This is a genomic window from Undibacterium sp. Di27W, from assembly GCF_049340345.1.
Taxonomy (GTDB): domain Bacteria; phylum Pseudomonadota; class Gammaproteobacteria; order Burkholderiales; family Burkholderiaceae_D; genus Undibacterium.
On the sequence record NZ_JBMPOS010000001.1, the window covers coordinates 659,211 to 677,189 of the forward strand.

The window sequence follows — 17,979 nt, forward strand, 5'->3', positions numbered from 1 at the left end:
AACCAGAAATTTGCACATGGGTTTGCTCTCGCGTTTTACACAGAAGCAAGAAACTTCCGATACTCAGGATAGTGGCGAATTCCGTTCCCGCGCCGAAGAGGAGAGTATTGAAACTCGCGCCAGGACGAAGAAAGCGGAGCCGAGACGGCGCTCCAAGGTCGATGATCCCATACTGCCAGAAAAAAAACGTGCCCGACGTCGCCTGATAGGTGCGGTTGCCCTGGCGCTGGCAGCAATCATAGGCTTGCCGATGATACTGGATTCTGACCCCAAGCCTTTGGCGGACGATATCAATATCCGTATCCCCTCCAAGGACAAAGTTGGTGATGTTGCTGATGCAGTGCCACCAAAGACAAAGAGCCAGCTACCTGTTGAGCCGCCAGAAGAAATCATAGAAGTCCCTTCTTCGCCTAAAAATAAAGTTGCGGCTAACGAGAACACAGACCGTCAGGTAAAAACAGCAACAACTGCTGCAAATGCGATTGCGCCTCTGCCGCCTGCAGCTCAGCTTAAGCCTGAAGCAAAAACTGAAACCAAGCCTGCCGTAAAGCCAGAAGCCAAGCCTGAACCAAAAGTTGAGGTAAAGCCTGTGCAAACTCCTTCCAAACCAGTAGAAAAGGAAGTCGTGACGGCAAAAAATGAGACTAAAGTCGATACTAAGCCTGAAACAAAACCAGCAGAAACCAAACCTGCCAAGACTGAGGCGAAACCTGTAGTTGCCAAACCTGGTAATTCTGAGGATGAAGCTGCGCGCGCTCTGGCCATACTTGAGGGTAAGTCGCCACCGGCTGCTAAACCTGTTGTCAGCAAGCCTGAAGCGGCAGAGAAATCATCCTACACCGTACAGGCCGGCGCATTTTCTACCCAGAGCAAAGTGGATGAAGTGCAAGCCAAGCTCAATGCTGCCAGCATTCATTCTTATACGCAAAAGATCATCACAACGAATGGTGAAGTGACAAGGATAAGGGTAGGCCCCTTTGCCTCTAAAGAAGAGGCTGAGAAAATGCGTGCCAAGTTAAGCAAGTTGGGTTTGAGTGCCAGCCTGCCACCGAACTGAGTGAAAAGTAAGGAATACCTGGCGTGACCCTGTTTGATTATCTCGTGTTGTTGATCCTGGTTTGCTCTATCGTGATCAGCACCATGCGCGGCTTAATCAAAGAAATTTTGTCGCTGCTTAGCTGGATAGTCGCATTTGTCATTGCCAATGCCTATAGTGATGTATTGGCGAGCTGGTTGCCATCCTCGGTGCCAGGGCAAGTATTAAGGCTGATTGTTGCCTTTATTGTCTTGTTCATCGGTGTGCGTTTGATCATGGCCCTGATCATGATGGCAGTGGATGCCTTGATCAAGGCTAGTGGCCTGACTCTGGCAGATCGCGGCCTGGGTGGATTGTTTGGCCTGGCACGGGGTTGCATCCTGGTGCTGGCTGGTGTACTGGTATGTGGGATGACCTCCATACCTCAGCAGACATTCTGGACTGAAGCCTGGCTCAGTCCGCTTGCAGAAGCTGCAGCGCGCACAGTGATACCACTGTTGCCAGCCTCGGTTTCGGAGCACGTAAAGTTTTAATTGTTTTTTTTAGGAGTCCACCATGTGTGGCATCGTAGGCGTATTCTCAAATAATCCTGTCAATCAATTGATTTATGACGCGCTGCTGTTGTTGCAGCACCGCGGTCAGGACGCAGCCGGTATCGCAACAAATCATGGCAATAAATTCGCCATGCACAAAGCGAATGGCCTGGTGCGCGATGTATTCCGTACCCGCAATATGCGTTCTCTGCCTGGTAATGTTGGTATCGGCCAGGTGCGGTACCCAACTGCCGGTTCTACCAGTGAAGAAGAGGCACAACCATTTTATGTCAATGCACCGTTTGGTATCGTGCTGGCACACAATGGTAACCTGACCAATGCGGTAGAACTGAAGATAGAATTGTTCAAGAATGACCGCCGTCATTTGAATACGGATTCTGACTCTGAAGTTTTGCTCAATATCCTGGCGCATCAGATACAGGAAGTCACCAGCGGCTATTCGCTGGACCCTGAGGGCCTGTTCCGTGCGGTGTCCATGCTGCACAGACGTGTACGTGGTTCTTACGCTGTCGTGGCGCAAATTTCCGGTTATGGCTTGCTGGCTTTCCGTGACCCATATGGTATTCGTCCTTTGTGTATCGGTGTTTCGCAAAACGAAACCGGTGCCGAGTACATGATCGCCAGCGAATCCGTTGCCCTGGAAGGTCTGGGCTTCAAGTTCCTGCGTGATGTTGAGCCGGGAGAGGCGCTGTTCATCGACATGGATGGCAAACTGCATACCCAGCAATGTGCTGATAACCCTAGTTTGAATCCATGCGCATTTGAATACGTCTATCTGGCTCGTCCTGATTCGATTATCGATGGCGCTTCGGTTTACCTGACTCGCTTGAAAATGGGTGAGTATCTGGCAGAGAAAGTGCGCAATCAATTCCGCGATGGTGAAATTGATGTCGTCATGCCTATCCCTGATTCTTCCCGTCCATCGGCGATGGAACTGGCACTGAAACTGAATCTGGATTATCGTGAAGGCTTCATCAAGAACCGCTATATAGGCCGCACCTTCATGATGCCTGGTCAGGCGATACGTCGTAAATCTGTGCGCCAGAAACTCAATGCCATCGGTTCAGAATTCAAGGGCAAGAGCGTCTTGCTGGTCGATGACTCCATCGTCCGTGGAACGACTAGCCGTGAAATCGTGCAAATGGCGCGTGAATCCGGTGCCAGGCGCGTGATTTTTGCTTCTGCTGCGCCTCCAGTGCAATTCCCTAACGTTTACGGCATAGACATGCCCACCCGTAGTGAATTGATCGCCTATGGCCGTAGTGAAGAAGAAGTTTGCCGCGAAATCACTGCCGACGCCCTGGTGTATCAGGATGTTGCCGCCATGAAGCGTTCGATTTCTGATGTCAATCCACGCTTGAAAAACATAGAAGCTTCTTGCTTTGATGGTTTTTACATCACAGGAGATGTCACATCTGCTTATCTCGATAAGCTGGAAACTGCACGTAATAGCCCTCGTCCCGAAACGGAAGACTTGCTGCGCTCGCAATTGAATTTGAATTTGGCTGCCCAGACTGATTAAGATATAGCTTCGCTCGTTCAGCGAAAGAAAGCCTGTACGTGTAAAGCGTGCAGGCTTTTTTCATTTTTTTACAGTATTTGTTGCAATCAGGTGTGCACAAAGAGGTTTCTTGTTTGCTGAAAAAGCAATGTTTGAATTACCATTGCCTACACCTGCTCTCCAAAAAAAGGCAATCCCATGACTGGTATGCTGCTGGATGTACAACACCTGACAAAAACCTATGGAAGCCGCAAGGTAGTCGATAACATCTCATTTTCTGTCATGCGCGGGCAAACTTTGGGCTTGCTGGGACCGAATGGGGCCGGCAAGTCGACGACCGTCAGCATGATCTGTGGTTTATTGCCACCTGATCAAGGGCAGGTTTTGCTGGATGGCCAAACCATGGGGGCAGGTAATAATGCCGTCAAATTCAAAATCGGGCTGGTGCCACAAGACCTGGCGCTGTATGACGAATTACCAGCAAGAGAAAACCTGAAGTTATTTGGTGCCTTGTATGGCCTTTTTGGCAGCAAGTTGCAAGAACGCTGCGATGCAGTGCTGGAATTGGTGAACTTGGCTGACAGAGCAGGTGATAAGCCTGCGACTTTTTCCGGTGGCATGAAGCGACGCCTGAATATCGCAGCAGCACTTTTGCATGATCCTGAATTGTTGATACTCGACGAGCCAACTGTCGGCGTTGATCCGCAAAGTCGCAATGCCATTTTTGATAGCCTTGATGTATTAAAAGCGCAAGGCCGTACGCTGATTTATACCAGTCACTACATGGAAGAGGTTGAGCGCCTGGCTGACCATATTGTGATTATCGACCATGGCAAAGTGATCGCCAATGAAACCCCGGCTGACTTGTACCGCCAGTTGCCCGCCAAGGCTGCACTGGAAGTGGACTTGCATAGAAAAATATCAGATATCGATGTTGCTGCCTTGAGTGTATTGCCAGGGGTGGACAGCGTGCATATGAATGACCATGGCAAGCATTTGCATGTGGCGCTGACTGAGCATGAAGTGGCGATGGGTTTGCTGAACTGGCTGGACAAAGCTGGTTACAAGACCAGTCATTTTGCTACCGCGAAGACCAATCTGGAGGCTGTGTTCCTGACCCTGACCGGGCGCAGTTTGCGCGACTGATTGTATTGAATAAGCCCCGCCGTATAACAATGCTATAACAATGCGGCAAACCGAGGAGCTATGATGACTGCCTTGATCGCACTGATCAGAAAAGACTTGATCCTGTTTCTGGCTGACCGCCGTGCCTTGCTGCTTAACCTGGTGATGCCTATCTTGCTGGGTGCATTCTTTGGATTCATCACTGGAGGCAGGGATACGAAAGATGCGGCCAAGATAGAGATTGCCGTAGTCAGTCAGGATGAGCATGTCATCAGCCAAAAAGTCGTCAAGGGCTTGAAAGAAGAATCTACTCTGCTGGTCAAGGAAATGTCTTTAGAGGAAGCCAAAGCCCAGGTTTTAAAAGGCAAGCTGAATATGGCTGTGCTGATCCCGGAAAAATTTGGTGAACGTGCTGGTGGTGCTCTGTTTGGTGGCAAGGAAAAACCTGAGCTGGATATTTACTATGACCCTTCACAAACAGCAGTACTGGCCATGGTCAAGGGCATGCTGACGCAGCAAGTCATGCAAAGTGTCAGCGCTGAAATGTTTGGTGGCAAGACCGGCACTACATTCATAGACCAGACTTTGAAAGATCTGGAGAAAATGGATCAGGCGAAAAAAGAGAATGGGGAGTTACATGATTTTCTGGGGAGCTTGAAAAAATTCCAGGTAAGCCAGCAAGCTGATAAGGATGCAGGTGCTGTCAGCACCACTGCATCCACTACAAATACCGCAAATGCAGGATTAAGCATGCCCTTTGTGACCAGAGACCAGGCCATGACGGCGGGTGATCCGGTTGCCAATAAATACAATGGTTATGCGCATTCTTTTGCTGGCATGAGCGTGCAATTTATTTTATTCATGGCGATTGATGCTGGCATAGGCATATTGCTGGCCAGGCGCCTGGGTTTATGGAGTCGTTTATTGGCGGCGCCGGTAGGTTTGAATACCGTGCTGATCGCAAGAGCACTCTCATGTGCCTTGATCGCTTGTGGCCTCATGTGTTTTATATTTCTCGTCGCTGTTTTTGTATTTAATGTGCATATAGCAGGAAGCCTGCCTGGCTTCTTTGGCGTAGTCATTTCGTTTTCACTCATGACCGCCAGTTTTGGTTTATTGATTGCCGCCTTTGGTAAAACCCCCGAGGCTGCGCGGGGTATCTCTGTTTTTGCGACCTTGATCATGGTCATGCTCAGTGGTGCCTGGATGCCATCCTTCATGTTCCCCCAATGGTTGCAAAGCCTTACCCTCATCGTGCCTACACGCTGGGCAGTGGACGGCCTGGATGCCATGACATGGCGTGGCCTAGGCTTGGATGCTGCCTTGCCAGCAGTGGGTGTGCAACTGGCTTTTGCTACGGTTTTTGGTGTCATCGCACTGTGGCGTTTCCGTAAAGTTTGAGCCAGGCAGGATTAACCACAGTTATTGTCTGGTATCGCAAAGTAACGGTGCAGTGCCTGCTGTTTCAATTCCATACAAATATGGGCCTGGCTTTACTGGTATTCATTCTTGCTTAAAAATACAATCTGGACATGAGGGTGCGAGGCTTGCTCGCGCTCAAGCGCTTGTGTTTTTTAAGTTTGAAATCTATGTCTCCAAAATTAAGATTGCGTACCCTGACATTGGCAGTTGCCAGTGTTTTTTCAGTAAGCTCATTTGCTTATGCGCAAACCACTCCTCAAGAATCAGTCAAAAATACTGAAGAAAATTCCCAGGATAGCAAAGCCAAAGAAAAATCTGGCAATAAAAAAGCAGATACATCTGCAGCCAGGGATGGGATACAAAAAGTCACTATTAACGGTGGGCGTACTGATCAGGATGAGCGTCGTCAATCGACTGCTGCCAAAATTATTTTCGGCAGGGAAGAGCTCGATAGAAACGGTGATAGCAATCTGGGTGAGGTGCTCAAGCGCTTGCCTGGCGTAACCGTGGGCGGGCGACCTGGACGAGGTGGCGATATACGCATGCGCGGCATGGGTAATGGCTATACCCAGATATTGCTCAATGGTGAAAGAGCACCACGCGGTTTTTCCATGGATAGTTTGTCACCAGATCAGGTAGAGCGCATAGAAATCATTCGTGGCACCGTGGCTGAGTACAGTACTCAGGCGATTGCCGGTACCATCAACATTGTTTTGCGTGAAGAGTACAAGCAAAAAGATATCGACCTGAAATTATCCATGGGTTATGAGCAGGGCAGGCTGGCACCGAATGTCTCCCTGACTGTGCCTGGTGAAATTGGTAGCTTGTCGTATGCCTTGAGTGGTTCTGTTTTCCAGAATCGCCAGCATGATGAAGGCAGTACTTTTACCAATTCTTATGATCACGGTTCGCAGCGCGATCCTGCAACTCTATCTGAGACTTTAATACAGAATCAATATGATCAAACTAACCGTAAGACGACAGGCATTCATTTAACACCGCGTTTTAACTATAAGTTTGAAAATGGTGACACTTTGATGGTGCAGCCATTCCTGATGAATTCGCGCAGTGATTCCAGTACCCGAAGTGATGTCAATTTGATCGATCACTATGTAACTAAATCAAATAACCCGAACGATCCTAATAACGCTAATAACTTCAAAGAATCTGTTACTAACGGGGATTTTGCGGTAGCGACCGGATCTGCACATGCTGAAACAACATTCTTGCGCGGTTTTGGTAACTGGCAGCATAAGTTCGAGGGTAACTCGAAATTGAATATCAAATTTGGTGGCGGCCTGGGCAAGATGGAGAGTAATTCCTTGCGCTATCAGTTTGATAAAAATGGCAACCAGGTCGACTTGATCAGCGATGTCAATAATACCCGCGACAGCAGTATCAATACCGGTGGTAAATTCACCAAACCTTATGGTGAGGGGCACACATTGGCCGCTGGCTGGGATCTGGAAATGGGCAAGCGCAGCCAGACCCGTATTTCACTGGATAATGGTAAGGCGCAGTTTGCCGAATCTGGTGATAATCTGGATGCAAATACCCGTCGCCTGGCCGCTTTTGCGCAAGATGAATTTGATATCAATCCACAATTCTCCGCTTATGCAGGTTTGCGCTGGGAGGGCATTAAAACCAGCAGCACTGTGGGTGGCAATGCCATCGAAAACACCAGTAGCGTCTGGAGCCCGGTCTTGCATGGTGTTTGGCGTATTCCTGGTGCTGGCAAGGACCAGATCAGGGCTAGTCTGACACATAGCTATCGTGCCCCGGCATTGAATGATTTGATCGCTGTGACCAGCATTTCTAATCAGAATAGTTTTTACCGCCCTGACCGTACCGGCAATCCGTTTTTGAAGCCGGAGTTATCAAAAGGTATTGATCTCGCCTTTGAGCATTACCTTACGCGTGCAGGCATTATTAGTGCGAATTTTTTTGTTCGTGATATTGATAATCTGATTCGCAGAAGCACAGATCCGGTTCAAGTTTTGGATACGACAGATGGCCTGTATAAGACCCGTCAGGTTTCCAAGCCTGTGAATATCGGTCACGCAACAACTAAAGGTATAGAACTGGAAGCAAAATTTCAGTTGCAGGAATTTTTCCCTGCTGGACCTGCTATTGATGTACGCAGTAACTATAGTCATTTTTGGTCCAGTGTGGATGATATCAAGGGGCCTAATAATCGCCTTGACCAGCAACCTACGCAAACTGCCAATTTTGGCCTCGATTATCGTCCAGCTGGTATCCCGCTAACCGTGGGCGGTAATATCAACTGGACGCCAGCTTATGAGATACAAAGTAGCAACGTCCAAATTAATCAGACGGGTATCAAACGGCAGTTGGACCTGTATGGCTTGTGGAAATTCAATCCGAACTTGCAATTGCGTTTGTCTGCCAATAATCTGCGGGCCAATGATTATCTGAGTGGCAGCATAGTGAACTCGGACACACTTAACCGTATTGACTACAACACATCCAAAACCTACACCACCTGGACCTTGCGTATTGAGATGAAGTTGTAAGTCATGCCATAAAAGCAAAGGATCGTGCAGTGCAGCACGATCTGGGCATGGGGAGTACAATACTTGGGTAAGACGGTGGCATGTACAAGTAATTCCTGGCTAAAACAGGCAGACTGGGAAAAGGTGAACGCCGTCAGCCTGATTTTCCATCGTATTCATCATGTTATCTCCAGAATTAAATGCCGATTTGCATAGCCACTCTGTCGTCTCTGATGGCGTATTGACACCATCTCAACTGGCCGCCCGTGCCAAAGCCAATGGCGTTGATGTCTGGGCGCTGACTGACCATGATGAAGTGCGCGGTATCCCTGAGGCGCGTGCCGCTGCCCTTGATCTGGGCATGGGATATATTGCTGGCGTAGAAATTTCCATTACATGGGCAGGCAAGACTATCCATATTGTTGGCCTCAATATCGATGAAACCAATCCTGATCTGGTCAAGGGCCTGGCGCAGACACGCTCAGGCCGTGAGCGCCGTGCGCGTGATATGGCGGCAGAGTTATTAAGCAAGGCAGGTATCGCAAACACGTATGAGGGCGCGCTCAAATATGTCGGCAACCCTGATCTGATTTCACGTTCGCACTTTGCCCGCTACTTAGTGGAGATCGGCGCTTGCGCTACGGTGTCCGATGTGTTCAGGCACTATCTGGCAGATGGCAAGCCAGGTTTTGTTCCTCATCGCTGGGCGACGCTGGCGGAGGCGGTGGGCTGGATACGTGGAGCCGGTGGTGTGGCAGTGGTGGCGCACCCTGGCCGTTATGAACTCAGTCCCTTGGCAATGGATGCTTTTTTTACGGAATTCAAAAACCTGGGGGGTAAGGCGATAGAGACGGTGACGGGCAGTCATACGGTGGATCAATACGATGAGTACACCAGAATCGCAGCTCATTACGGTTTCTTGTCCTCACGCGGCTCAGATTTCCATTCCCCACAAGATGCTGAGGTAGATATAGGGCGCTTGCCAGCTCTGCCTAAAATGGCCAAGCCAGTGTGGGAACAGTGGTCCCTGACTTGAAATGGCAGGGATAGGCCACATTTAATGCGCAGGTATCATGTAATTTCCTCCGGAAGGCGTTCACGAAGCGCATAATCCTGTTTTTGCTGAGCAATCTGACAGTTGTCGTTGTTATGTCATGATGCGGACATGGGCGAAGCTGGGTAGTTTGCAAGAGTCGAGCTACCAAAATGCCAAAATCCGTGACAGCATCTGGTATGCGTGATAGTCCTGGCGGTAGTGCTTTATTCCCTTCGCTTCCGTCAGTAGAGCAGGGTAGTGTGGCATTGCAGAACATGCGTTAATTTCAATCATTAATTTGCGGCGGTAGCTGTGCTACTGCCTTTCTTCTTTTTATGAGCCAATTTTTTCAAATTCATCCCGATAATCCGCAGTTGCGTTTGATCAAACAGGCGGTACAGATTGTTGATAATGGCGGCATCGTTGCCTTGCCTACAGATTCTTGTTATGCCCTGGTATGTCATCTGGATGACAAGGATGCTGTTATGCGCCTGCGCAAAATCCGCGGCGTCGATGATAAGCATCACCTGACCTTGTTGTGCCGCGACCTGTCTGAAATTGCGCAATATGCCAAGGTCGATAATAGTCAGTACCGCATGTTGAAGGCGGCAACGCCCGGGCCATATACCTTCATCCTGGAAGCCACCAAGGAAGTGCCGCGCCGCCTTAGTCACCCCTCACGCAAAACCATAGGCCTGCGCGTACCAGAAAACACTATCACCCATGCCTTGCTGGAAGAGTTGAAGCAACCGCTATTGGGCACGACGCTGATACTGCCAGATGAAGAAGAGCCATTGACTGATCCTGAGCAAGTCAGGGAGAGACTGGCAAAACTGGTTGAACTGGTCATCGATGGGGGAGCCTGCAGCCTGGTACCGACCACCGTGATCGATATGACTGGCGATGCCCCGGAACTGGTGCGACAGGGACGCGGTGATGCGGCTTTGTTTGGATTGTAATGGTTGGTTTTTGCTGCTGTTGCTTCAATGATTTACTTAAATAGAAATTCATAATGGAACAAATAATTCAAACGATTGCCATTTTTGCGTTACCTGTCATCTTCGCGATTACTTTACATGAAGCAGCTCATGCCTATGTGGCCAAATATTTTGGCGACCTGACCGCGTATAGCCAGGGGCGGGTGAGTTTAAACCCCATTGTGCATATTGATCCAGTTGGTACTATCCTGATACCTACGGTGCTGGCTATTATTTACGTTTCTACTGGTAGTGGATTTTTATTTGGCTATGCAAAACCTGTTCCTATCAATTACTCCAATTTGAAAAAGCCCAAACGTGATATGGCTTGGGTGGCGTTGGCTGGTCCAGGAGCAAACTTCATTATGGCATTTGCCTGGCTTTTATTTGCCACTTTGTTGCAGGCACTGCATGTTCAGGAAGAGTTTTTCATGAAAATGGCAGATGCTGGGGTGATCACCAATCTGGTCATGTTTGCCTTTAATCTTTTCCCCATTCCACCGCTGGATGGTGGCCGTATACTCTTTAGTCTTTTGCCGCACAAGCTGGCTTATCAATTCGCCCAGATTGAGCCTTATGGTTTTTTTATTGTCATGGGCCTGGTGATGATGCACGTGCTGCAATTCTGGATGGGGCCAGTGATGTTGATTGCCAATATCTTGCTGTCACTGTGTATGTATCCGTTTAATCTGCTGTTGGGTGCATTTTGAATGTGAGAAATCAATTTTTGAGGATGCATTTTTGATTGTGCAACAAATTGCTCCATCTGCCTGGCTCAGGCGCTTCCATCATTTGCTCAGCGCAAATGCCGGACAAGTACTTGATCTTGCCTGTGGGACAGGTAGGAATAGTTTCTATCTGCATACTCTCGGTTTGCCTATATTGGCTTTGGACAGGGATGCTCAGAGTTTGCATGCTCTGCAGCTTGAGGGTATAGAAACTAAAACACACGATCTGGAGGTGGGGGATAAGGGGTATGACTGGCCGTTTGGCGAAAGCAGCTTTAGCGCCATCATCGTCTGCAATTACCTGCACCGGCCACTATTCCCGCATTTGCTTGCCAGTCTGAAGCCAGGCGGTATCCTGATTTATGAAACCTTTGCCGCTGGCAATGAAAATTTTGGTAAACCCTCTAATCCGGCTTTTTTATTGCGTCCCGGCGAACTTCTTGCGCAAATGCAGTCTAATCCAGAAGTTGGTATGACGGTCATTGCCTATGAAGATGGCTATGTCGAGCAGCCAAAACCTGCCATGGTGCAGCGTATTTGTGCCAGAAAAGCTGGGGAAGTCGGCGTTTTAAACCAGCTTTGAAGCAAATGCTCACAAGTTTAGAGGCTTATTCCAGCTATTTGCGCCCCGTTTAGCAGTGTATCCGCTACAATCAGGGTTTTACTTTTTTCTTGCATTAACATGACAAAGATTCAGGGTAGTCTGGTTGCGATCGTAACCCCCATGCATGCAGATGGCAGTCTTGATTTGCCATGTTTGCGCAAATTGATTGATTGGCATATTGCCGAAGGTACAGATGGTATCGTCATCGTTGGTACCACAGGTGAGTCTCCTACCGTTTCTGTCGAAGAACATTGTGAGCTGATACGTGTCGCTGTGGAACATGCCAATAAGCGCATTCCTATTATTGCCGGCTCTGGCGGTAATTCAACTGAAGAAGCCATCAATCTGACCAAGTTCGCCAAGCAGGCTGGCGCTGATGCTTCCTTGCAAGTCGTGCCTTATTACAACCGTCCTACCCAGGAAGGCATGTACCAGCATTTCAAAAAAATTGCTGAATCTGTTGATATTCCTATCATTTTGTACAATGTGCCTGGCCGTACCGTTGCAGACATGTCGAATGAGACTATACTGCGTCTGGCGCAAGTTCCAGGCATTATTGGTGTCAAGGATGCCACGGGCAATATCGCCAGGGGCACCGACCTGATACGTCTGGCACCTGCTAGTTTTGCTGTGTATTCCGGTGATGATGCAACTGCAGTGGCGTTGATGTTGTACGGTGGCAAAGGCAATATCTCGGTAACCGCCAATGTTGCTCCTAAAGCCATGCATGAATTGTGCGCGGCCGCCATGCGTGGTGATATCAAGGAAGCTATTGCCATCAATAACCGCCTGATTCCTTTGCATAATAAATTGTTTATTGAACCTAATCCTTTGCCGGTGAAATGGGCGATGGTGGAAATGGGCTTGATACCAACTGGTATCCGTTTGCCTTTGGTGACTATGGCTGAGCAATATCATGAAACCGTTCGCGCAGCGATGCGTGAAGCTGGTGTATTACAATGATTCCCCTGAACGGCCCGAAAACCTGGCCGTTTGCTTCACGCAGTTTTAATTGATACTAATACGTAGGGACTTTCACATGGCAAAAAGCTTTGTTGCTAAAAACGGCATCATAGGCGCATTGGCGCTGGCAGGTTTGACTGGCTGTAGTTCAATCGGCAATATTCTCGAACCTAACAAGATCGACTATAGAAGCGCCAGTAAGGCAACGACCGCATCCCTGGAGGTGCCCCCCGATTTGACGCAAATTCGACGCGACAATCGTTTTTCTATCCCTGAAGCAAACAAAAGTAGCGCGACAGCCTCCAGTTACAATCTGGAAAAAGGCAATAAAGTTGTCAGCAGTGGCGGCCTGGTCGCTGCCAAGCAAGTCCAGAACATGCGCATAGAGCGCAATGGCAATAGCCGCTGGCTGGTCGTGAAAGATACACCTGAAGCCCTGTGGCCACAGTTGAAAGACTTTTGGCAGGAACTGGGTTTCCTGATCAATGTGGAAAATCAGGAAGCGGGCGTCATGGAAACCGATTGGGCAGAAAATCGCGCCAAAATCCCTCAAGACATTATCCGCAATACCTTGGGCAAGGTATTGGATTCACTGTACTCCACTGGCGAGCGTGATAAATTCCGTACCCGTCTGGAACGTGGTGCCAATGGCGAGGTAGAAATCTATATCAGCCATCGCGGTGCTCAGGAAGTGCTGGTTGGCTCGCAAAAAGATGGCACCGTATGGACGCCACGTGCAGCAGATCCTGGTCTGGAAGCTGAATTCCTTGCTCGTCTGATGGTACGCCTGGGTTCAGATGGTGAAAAAGCGAAAACGGCCGTCACCGCACCTAGTGCCACTGGCAAAGCCCATTCGCAATTACTGAAGGATGATGGCAAAACTTATGTAGAAGTGGATGAGGCATTCGATCGTTCATGGCGCAGGGTGGGTCTGGCTCTGGACCGTATTGGCTTCACAGTTGAAGATCGTGACCGCTCACAAGGTCTGTATTTTGTCCGTTACGTTGATCAGGACATCGATGCCAAGACCAAGGGTGCCAGCGAAGGCTTCTTCTCACGTCTGTTCTCGTTTGGCTCTTCCAGCGATGCGACCAAGAATGCACAGAAATACCGCATCCTGGTTAAAAATGCAGCCAATGGCGAAGTCAGTCATGTATCCGTCCATGGTAGCGACGGTAAGGTCGACTCTTCAGCAGTCGCAGAGAAAATCCTGCAATTGTTGAATGACCAGCTGAAGTAATTTGTAGGCTGCATAAAAAAAGCGAGGCTGGTCCTCGCTTTTTTGTTGTGTGCTGCGTTTTTATTACTAACTTAACTGCAGCGTCGCTTCAGCGCTTCTATATAAGCTTGTCCATCCGGTGGTAAACCTGTTCTTTGAGAATTCCATATCATCTCACCCAGGCATTCCATGATTTCATGATGGGCTTCATGCTCAGACTGATGCTTCCTGGCTAATATCTGAAATGCCTGCTTGACGCCCGGGGGCTGATCGACTGAAATTTGTTCGGCTATCGACAGATGCATGGACAGGTGCAGGAATGGATTGGTCTGCCCCTGATCGACGCTGTAATTGGCTTGCAAGGCCTGTTCTACATCTGTCAGGTCATGTTCATACTCGGGATGTTGCCTGATCCAGTCTGAGGCTATGATCTCCAGTGGCGTCAAGACCAGGTTTTCGTGGGTTTTCCTGAAGGTTTCGCAAAAAAAACGGCGTACATCGTGCTGGCTAGGGGTGAACATGAACAAGTCCAAATGAAAAAGTGCGCCTATTGTAAAAGGTATTTTCTTTTGCTGCGCTGAAGCTTTTGACGACTTGGGTTATTATCCTCCGATTATTTGAAAGGAATACTCCATGTTATCCAAAGACGCTCTCGATACCTTGTTTACCAATGCACGTACCCACAATGCCTGGCTGGATAAGCCAGTTACCGATGTGCAATTGCAAGAAATATATGATTTGATGAAGTGGGGCTCCACTTCTGCCAATTGCTCGCCAGCCCGTATCGTGTTTGTCAGGTCTGACGCCGAAAAACAAAAATTGCTGGGCTGTGTTTCCCAAGGTAATTTTGAAAAAACCAAAACTGCACCAGTGACTGCCATCATCGGCATGGATATGGAGTTTTTTGAAAAGCTGCCGCAATTATTCCCTCATGCAGATGCACGCTCATGGTTCGCTGGCAACCAGGCCAACATCGATGCGACGGCTTTCCGTAACTCATCACTGCAAGGCGCCTACTTCATGCTGGCAGCGCGTGCTGTGGGCCTGGATTGCGGTCCTATGTCGGGTTTCGATGCAGATAAACTCAATACCGCTTTTTTTGCAGGTACGACGGTTAAAGTTAATTTCATCTGCAATCTCGGTTATGGCGATGCACAGCAATTGTTCCCACGTTCACCTCGCTTGAGTTTTGATGAGGCTTGCAAGATAGTTTGAATATCCTGATGTGCCGCTAAATAAAAGAGCCTGCATTTTTGCAGGCTCTTTGTTTTTGTATGTGTGCTTCTTTAAACTGAATCAGGTAAGGGTGTTTTTTGTTTGAATTCACATAAGTCAGCGATCATGCAATTCCAGCATTTGGGTTTCCTGGCGATACAGGTATAGCGACCATGCAGTATCAGCCAGTGATGCGCATCCTGCTTGAATTCTGCCGGGACAAATTTCATCAATTTCTGCTCGACGATGTCGACATTTTTTCCGGGTGCTAAGCCAGTGCGGTTGGATACCCGGAAGATATGGGTATCCACCGCGATGGTCGGTTCGCCAAAAGCCGTATTCATGACCACATTAGCGGTTTTCCTGCCCACACCGGGCAGTGCCTCCAGGGCTTCGCGCTGGCGCGGCACTTCGCTCCTGTGCTCAGCCATCAAGATGCGGCAAGTTTCGATGACATTCTTGGCCTTGGTACGAAACAGGCCTATGGTTTGTATATACGGGATCAGGCCATCGACGCCCAGGGCATGGATTTTCTCTGGCGTATTCGCCACGGGATACAGCAGGCGGGTAGCCTTATTGACCGACACATCAGTGGCCTGGGCCGACAACAAGACGGCAATCAGTAATTCGAACGGGGTGGTGTATTCCAGTTCGGTGGTCGGATGCGGGTTTTGTTGTCGCAGTCGTTCAAAAATGGCCTGGCGTTTTGCTGCATTCATTGCTTGTCACCTTGTGTTGAGTCTTCTTGTGTTTGTAGTTTCTTAATGCGCGCTCTCTCTATGGCTGCCGCAATGATGGCTTTCTTGCGCTCTTTGCTGGCGATTTCTTCTTCGCTCAATGCTGGTTCAGCTTCCAGTGCAACAAGCTTGGCTGCAGCTTTGGCAGTCAGGCGTTCATCATTCTCCTGCTTTTCGCGGATCAGGCGCTGATTGCGCAAGGTATAAAGCTGACGTGAGTGATCTGCTTGTGCCTGGCTCCAGGCATCCCAGCCAGTTTGCCCTGTCGTGACAGGCAGCATGCTGATGCAGTCGACAGGGCAGGGCGCAACACATAGGTCGCAGCCAGTGCACAGTTCACTGATGATGCTATGCATTTGCTTGGGGGCGCCTATGATGGCATCGACAGGGCAGGCTTGTATGCACAGGGTGCAGCCTATGCAGTAGGCTTCCTCTATGATTGCTACCGGCCTTTCTCTTTCAAGGCCATGACTGGTATCCAGTAGAATAACTGGCTTGCGCAGGATATTGGCAAGTCGCACTACGCCTTCCTGACCACCAGGCGGGCATTGATTATAGTTGGCTGTGCCATTGGCGATGGCTTCCGCATAGGGGCGACAGGCTGGATAGCCACACTTGGTGCACTGGGTTTGCGGCAAGGCATTTTCAAGCTGATCTGCGAGAGAATCTGACACGGAGTTCACAAAAAACAATAGAGAACCGTGATTATCCCCCTAAACATCAGCGTCCACAAACAAAAAAGCCACGACGCTTTGCGGGTCGTGGCTATGTTTTGCCTTGAGTTTATCAAGAATGCTGTTTGATGAAGTCACCAATTTTCGGGCAAATAATATCGCGCCAGCGACGGCCAGAGAAAATGCCGTAATGGCCTGCGCCTGGCGCCACATAATCCTGCTTCATATTGGCCGGTATGCCGCTGCATAAGTCATGAGCGGCCTGGGTTTGACCAGGACCAGAGATATCATCAAGCTCGCCCTCTACGGTGAACAAGGCTACGTTCTTGATATCTTGCGGCCTGACCAGCTTGCCTTCGACTTCCCAGGTGCCGGTTGGCAAGCGGAATTCCTGGAATACGGATTTAATGGTTTCCAGGTAGTACTCAGCTGGCATATCTAGCACCGCATTGTATTCATTATAGAATTTCCGATGCTGCTCGGCTGACTCATCATCACCTTGTATCAGGTGCTGATAGAAATCCCAGTGACTTTGCGCATGGCGGTCAGGATTCATGGCGACAAAGCCGGTGTGTTGCAGGAAACCTGGATAAACCTTGCGACCATAGCCAGGATAATTGGCTGGCACACTGTAAATGACGGTGTTTTCAAACCAGGAAAATTTCTTTTCCGTTGCCAGGTTATTGACCTGGGTTGGTGATTTGCGTGGATCTATCGGCCCACCCATGAGTGTCATGGTTTTTGGCAGCAAAGGATCTTTGGCAGTCGCCATCAGCGAAATTGCAGCCAGTACCGGCACGGTAGGCTGACATACTGAAATCACATGCGTGCCAGCACCCAGGAAATGGATAAAGTCCTGGACGTAATAAATGTAGTCATGCAGATGGAAAGGTCCGGCAGACAAGGGCACCATGCGCGCGTCTGTCCAGTCGGTGATGTACACATCATGCTTGGGCAACAAGCCGCGCACAGTGTCGCGCAGCAGGGTCGAGTGATGGCCAGACAAAGGTGCCACCAGCAAGACCTTGGGCTGATTCAGCTTGGTCAGTTCTTTGTCGCTCAGGACTTTTTTGAAATGCAGCAGTTTGCAGAAGGACTTGATGACAGCCGTGCTTTGCGCAATCTCTACTTCTTGTTTGTCTATGGTCGTAGAAGTAATGCCGAATTCTGGTTTTTCGTAATCTTTGCCCAGGCGAAACAGCAATTCGTAACCCGCGGCAATGCGCTGCGAGTAGGGAGTGTGCGCCAACGGGGATACGGGATTGGTGAACAGTTTTGAAGATGCTTCTGCCCATTGAGTCAAGGGATTCAGAAAGGCGCGATTGAGCTCATGAAATTGATAAAGCATAGTGAATCTTTCAAATAAGGGGCCGTGCACTCATTTGTCCTGACCAAATAGCCAGGAGCAAATGACACAGGGCGAAGCAAGCTTAGAAAAAACACTTAATCGAACTGTTGCAATGCATCATAAACCAGTTTTAAAAATTTGTGGCTGAGCAAAAGACTTGCGTAACTTGTTGGTGTGAATTAATGTTAAAAAATTGATTTAAATGCAATCATTTCTTGCGGAAATGTTGAAATTTAAGTTATTTTTCAAGAATCACTTGTCTTATTTGCTTTGTGAAACTGAATAGTGTTTGCTTTATGGATTTGTTCGGATAAAAGACACAGTTAT

Annotated in this window: 17 protein-coding genes; 13 read left to right on the plus strand and 4 right to left on the minus strand. The window is 48.9% G+C overall.

Annotated features, from left to right (window positions below):
• Window positions 1-16 precede the first annotated feature (16 nt).
• From ACO0LF_RS02955 to bamC, 12 genes are all read left to right on the plus strand, one after another.
• Window positions 17-1,057 (plus strand): SPOR domain-containing protein, encoded by a 1,041-nt coding sequence (locus ACO0LF_RS02955; protein ID WP_423011733.1) that lies wholly within the window; start codon window positions 17-19, stop codon window positions 1,055-1,057.
• A gap of 23 nt (window positions 1,058-1,080) precedes the next feature.
• Window positions 1,081-1,569: a CvpA family protein gene (locus ACO0LF_RS02960; protein ID WP_423011735.1), complete on the plus strand. Its 489-nt coding sequence runs from the start codon at window positions 1,081-1,083 to the stop codon at window positions 1,567-1,569.
• Between the two features lie 22 nt (window positions 1,570-1,591).
• Window positions 1,592-3,112 carry an amidophosphoribosyltransferase gene (gene purF / locus ACO0LF_RS02965; protein WP_423011737.1) on the plus strand — a complete coding sequence of 507 codons (1,521 nt, stop codon included), beginning with the start codon at window positions 1,592-1,594 and terminating at the stop codon, window positions 3,110-3,112.
• Between the two features lie 177 nt (window positions 3,113-3,289).
• Window positions 3,290-4,237 (plus strand): ABC transporter ATP-binding protein, encoded by a 948-nt coding sequence (locus ACO0LF_RS02970; RefSeq protein ID WP_423011739.1) that lies wholly within the window; start codon window positions 3,290-3,292, stop codon window positions 4,235-4,237.
• A gap of 63 nt (window positions 4,238-4,300) precedes the next feature.
• A complete protein-coding gene (locus ACO0LF_RS02975; protein WP_423011741.1) occupies window positions 4,301-5,617 on the plus strand; it encodes an ABC transporter permease in 1,317 nt (438 codons plus the stop codon).
• Window positions 5,618-5,805: 188 nt separating this feature from the next.
• Window positions 5,806-8,172: a TonB-dependent receptor plug domain-containing protein gene (locus ACO0LF_RS02980; protein WP_423011743.1), complete on the plus strand. Its 2,367-nt coding sequence runs from the start codon at window positions 5,806-5,808 to the stop codon at window positions 8,170-8,172.
• Between the two features lie 160 nt (window positions 8,173-8,332).
• A complete protein-coding gene (locus tag ACO0LF_RS02985) occupies window positions 8,333-9,187 on the plus strand; it encodes a 3',5'-nucleoside bisphosphate phosphatase (protein ID WP_423011745.1) in 855 nt (284 codons plus the stop codon).
• A 335-nt stretch (window positions 9,188-9,522) separates the two neighbouring features.
• Window positions 9,523-10,146, plus strand: coding sequence for an L-threonylcarbamoyladenylate synthase (locus ACO0LF_RS02990; protein ID WP_423011747.1), 624 nt, complete (start codon window positions 9,523-9,525; stop codon window positions 10,144-10,146).
• Window positions 10,147-10,199: 53 nt separating this feature from the next.
• A complete protein-coding gene (locus ACO0LF_RS02995) occupies window positions 10,200-10,874 on the plus strand; it encodes a site-2 protease family protein (RefSeq protein ID WP_423011749.1) in 675 nt (224 codons plus the stop codon).
• Window positions 10,875-10,911: 37 nt separating this feature from the next.
• On the plus strand, window positions 10,912-11,475 hold the full coding sequence (locus tag ACO0LF_RS03000; protein ID WP_423012445.1) for a class I SAM-dependent methyltransferase: 564 nt from the start codon (window positions 10,912-10,914) through the stop codon (window positions 11,473-11,475).
• 99 nt (window positions 11,476-11,574) lie between these two features.
• Window positions 11,575-12,459 (plus strand): 4-hydroxy-tetrahydrodipicolinate synthase, encoded by an 885-nt coding sequence (dapA, locus tag ACO0LF_RS03005; protein ID WP_423011751.1) that lies wholly within the window; start codon window positions 11,575-11,577, stop codon window positions 12,457-12,459.
• A gap of 76 nt (window positions 12,460-12,535) precedes the next feature.
• On the plus strand, window positions 12,536-13,699 hold the full coding sequence (gene bamC / locus ACO0LF_RS03010) for an outer membrane protein assembly factor BamC (protein WP_423011753.1): 1,164 nt from the start codon (window positions 12,536-12,538) through the stop codon (window positions 13,697-13,699).
• 71 nt (window positions 13,700-13,770) lie between these two features.
• Here the strand turns inward: bamC and ACO0LF_RS03015 are convergent, their stop codons facing one another.
• On the minus strand, window positions 13,771-14,199 hold the full coding sequence (locus tag ACO0LF_RS03015; RefSeq protein WP_423011755.1) for a DUF1841 family protein: 429 nt from the start codon (window positions 14,197-14,199) through the stop codon (window positions 13,771-13,773).
• A 112-nt stretch (window positions 14,200-14,311) separates the two neighbouring features.
• Here ACO0LF_RS03015 and ACO0LF_RS03020 point away from each other — a divergent pair, with 112 nt between their 5' ends.
• A complete protein-coding gene (locus tag ACO0LF_RS03020) occupies window positions 14,312-14,893 on the plus strand; it encodes a malonic semialdehyde reductase (RefSeq protein WP_423011757.1) in 582 nt (193 codons plus the stop codon).
• 71 nt (window positions 14,894-14,964) lie between these two features.
• Here the strand turns inward: ACO0LF_RS03020 and nth are convergent, their stop codons facing one another.
• From nth to ACO0LF_RS03035, 3 genes are all read right to left on the minus strand, one after another.
• Window positions 14,965-15,612 carry an endonuclease III gene (nth, locus tag ACO0LF_RS03025; RefSeq protein ID WP_423011759.1) on the minus strand — a complete coding sequence of 216 codons (648 nt, stop codon included), beginning with the start codon at window positions 15,610-15,612 and terminating at the stop codon, window positions 14,965-14,967.
• Window positions 15,609-16,304 (minus strand): electron transport complex subunit RsxB, encoded by a 696-nt coding sequence (gene rsxB, locus ACO0LF_RS03030; RefSeq protein ID WP_423011761.1) that lies wholly within the window; start codon window positions 16,302-16,304, stop codon window positions 15,609-15,611. Before rsxB ends, nth begins: the two co-directional genes overlap by 4 nt.
• A 112-nt stretch (window positions 16,305-16,416) precedes the next feature.
• Entirely contained in the window at window positions 16,417-17,652 is a 1,236-nt protein-coding gene (locus tag ACO0LF_RS03035; RefSeq protein WP_423011763.1) for a polyhydroxyalkanoate depolymerase, read from the minus strand.
• Window positions 17,653-17,979 lie beyond the last annotated feature (327 nt).

What these genes read in the sequence shown, in the direction of transcription:
- ACO0LF_RS02955 (WP_423011733.1), top strand. Translation starts at nt 17, where the DNA reads ATGGGTTTGCTCTCGCGTTTTACACAGAAGCAAGAAACTTCCGATACT.
- purF (WP_423011737.1), top strand. Translation starts at nt 1,592, where the DNA reads ATGTGTGGCATCGTAGGCGTATTCTCAAATAATCCTGTCAATCAATTG.
- ACO0LF_RS02970 (WP_423011739.1), top strand. Translation starts at nt 3,290, where the DNA reads ATGACTGGTATGCTGCTGGATGTACAACACCTGACAAAAACCTATGGA.
- ACO0LF_RS02975 (WP_423011741.1), top strand. Translation starts at nt 4,301, where the DNA reads ATGACTGCCTTGATCGCACTGATCAGAAAAGACTTGATCCTGTTTCTG.
- ACO0LF_RS02980 (WP_423011743.1), top strand. Translation starts at nt 5,806, where the DNA reads ATGTCTCCAAAATTAAGATTGCGTACCCTGACATTGGCAGTTGCCAGT.
- ACO0LF_RS02985 (WP_423011745.1), top strand. Translation starts at nt 8,333, where the DNA reads ATGTTATCTCCAGAATTAAATGCCGATTTGCATAGCCACTCTGTCGTC.
- ACO0LF_RS02990 (WP_423011747.1), top strand. Translation starts at nt 9,523, where the DNA reads ATGAGCCAATTTTTTCAAATTCATCCCGATAATCCGCAGTTGCGTTTG.
- ACO0LF_RS02995 (WP_423011749.1), top strand. Translation starts at nt 10,200, where the DNA reads ATGGAACAAATAATTCAAACGATTGCCATTTTTGCGTTACCTGTCATC.
- dapA (WP_423011751.1), top strand. Translation starts at nt 11,575, where the DNA reads ATGACAAAGATTCAGGGTAGTCTGGTTGCGATCGTAACCCCCATGCAT.
- bamC (WP_423011753.1), top strand. Translation starts at nt 12,536, where the DNA reads ATGGCAAAAAGCTTTGTTGCTAAAAACGGCATCATAGGCGCATTGGCG.
- ACO0LF_RS03015 (WP_423011755.1), bottom strand. Translation starts at nt 14,199, where the DNA reads ATGTTCACCCCTAGCCAGCACGATGTACGCCGTTTTTTTTGCGAAACC.
- ACO0LF_RS03020 (WP_423011757.1), top strand. Translation starts at nt 14,312, where the DNA reads ATGTTATCCAAAGACGCTCTCGATACCTTGTTTACCAATGCACGTACC.
- nth (WP_423011759.1), bottom strand. Translation starts at nt 15,612, where the DNA reads ATGAATGCAGCAAAACGCCAGGCCATTTTTGAACGACTGCGACAACAA.
- ACO0LF_RS03035 (WP_423011763.1), bottom strand. Translation starts at nt 17,652, where the DNA reads ATGCTTTATCAATTTCATGAGCTCAATCGCGCCTTTCTGAATCCCTTG.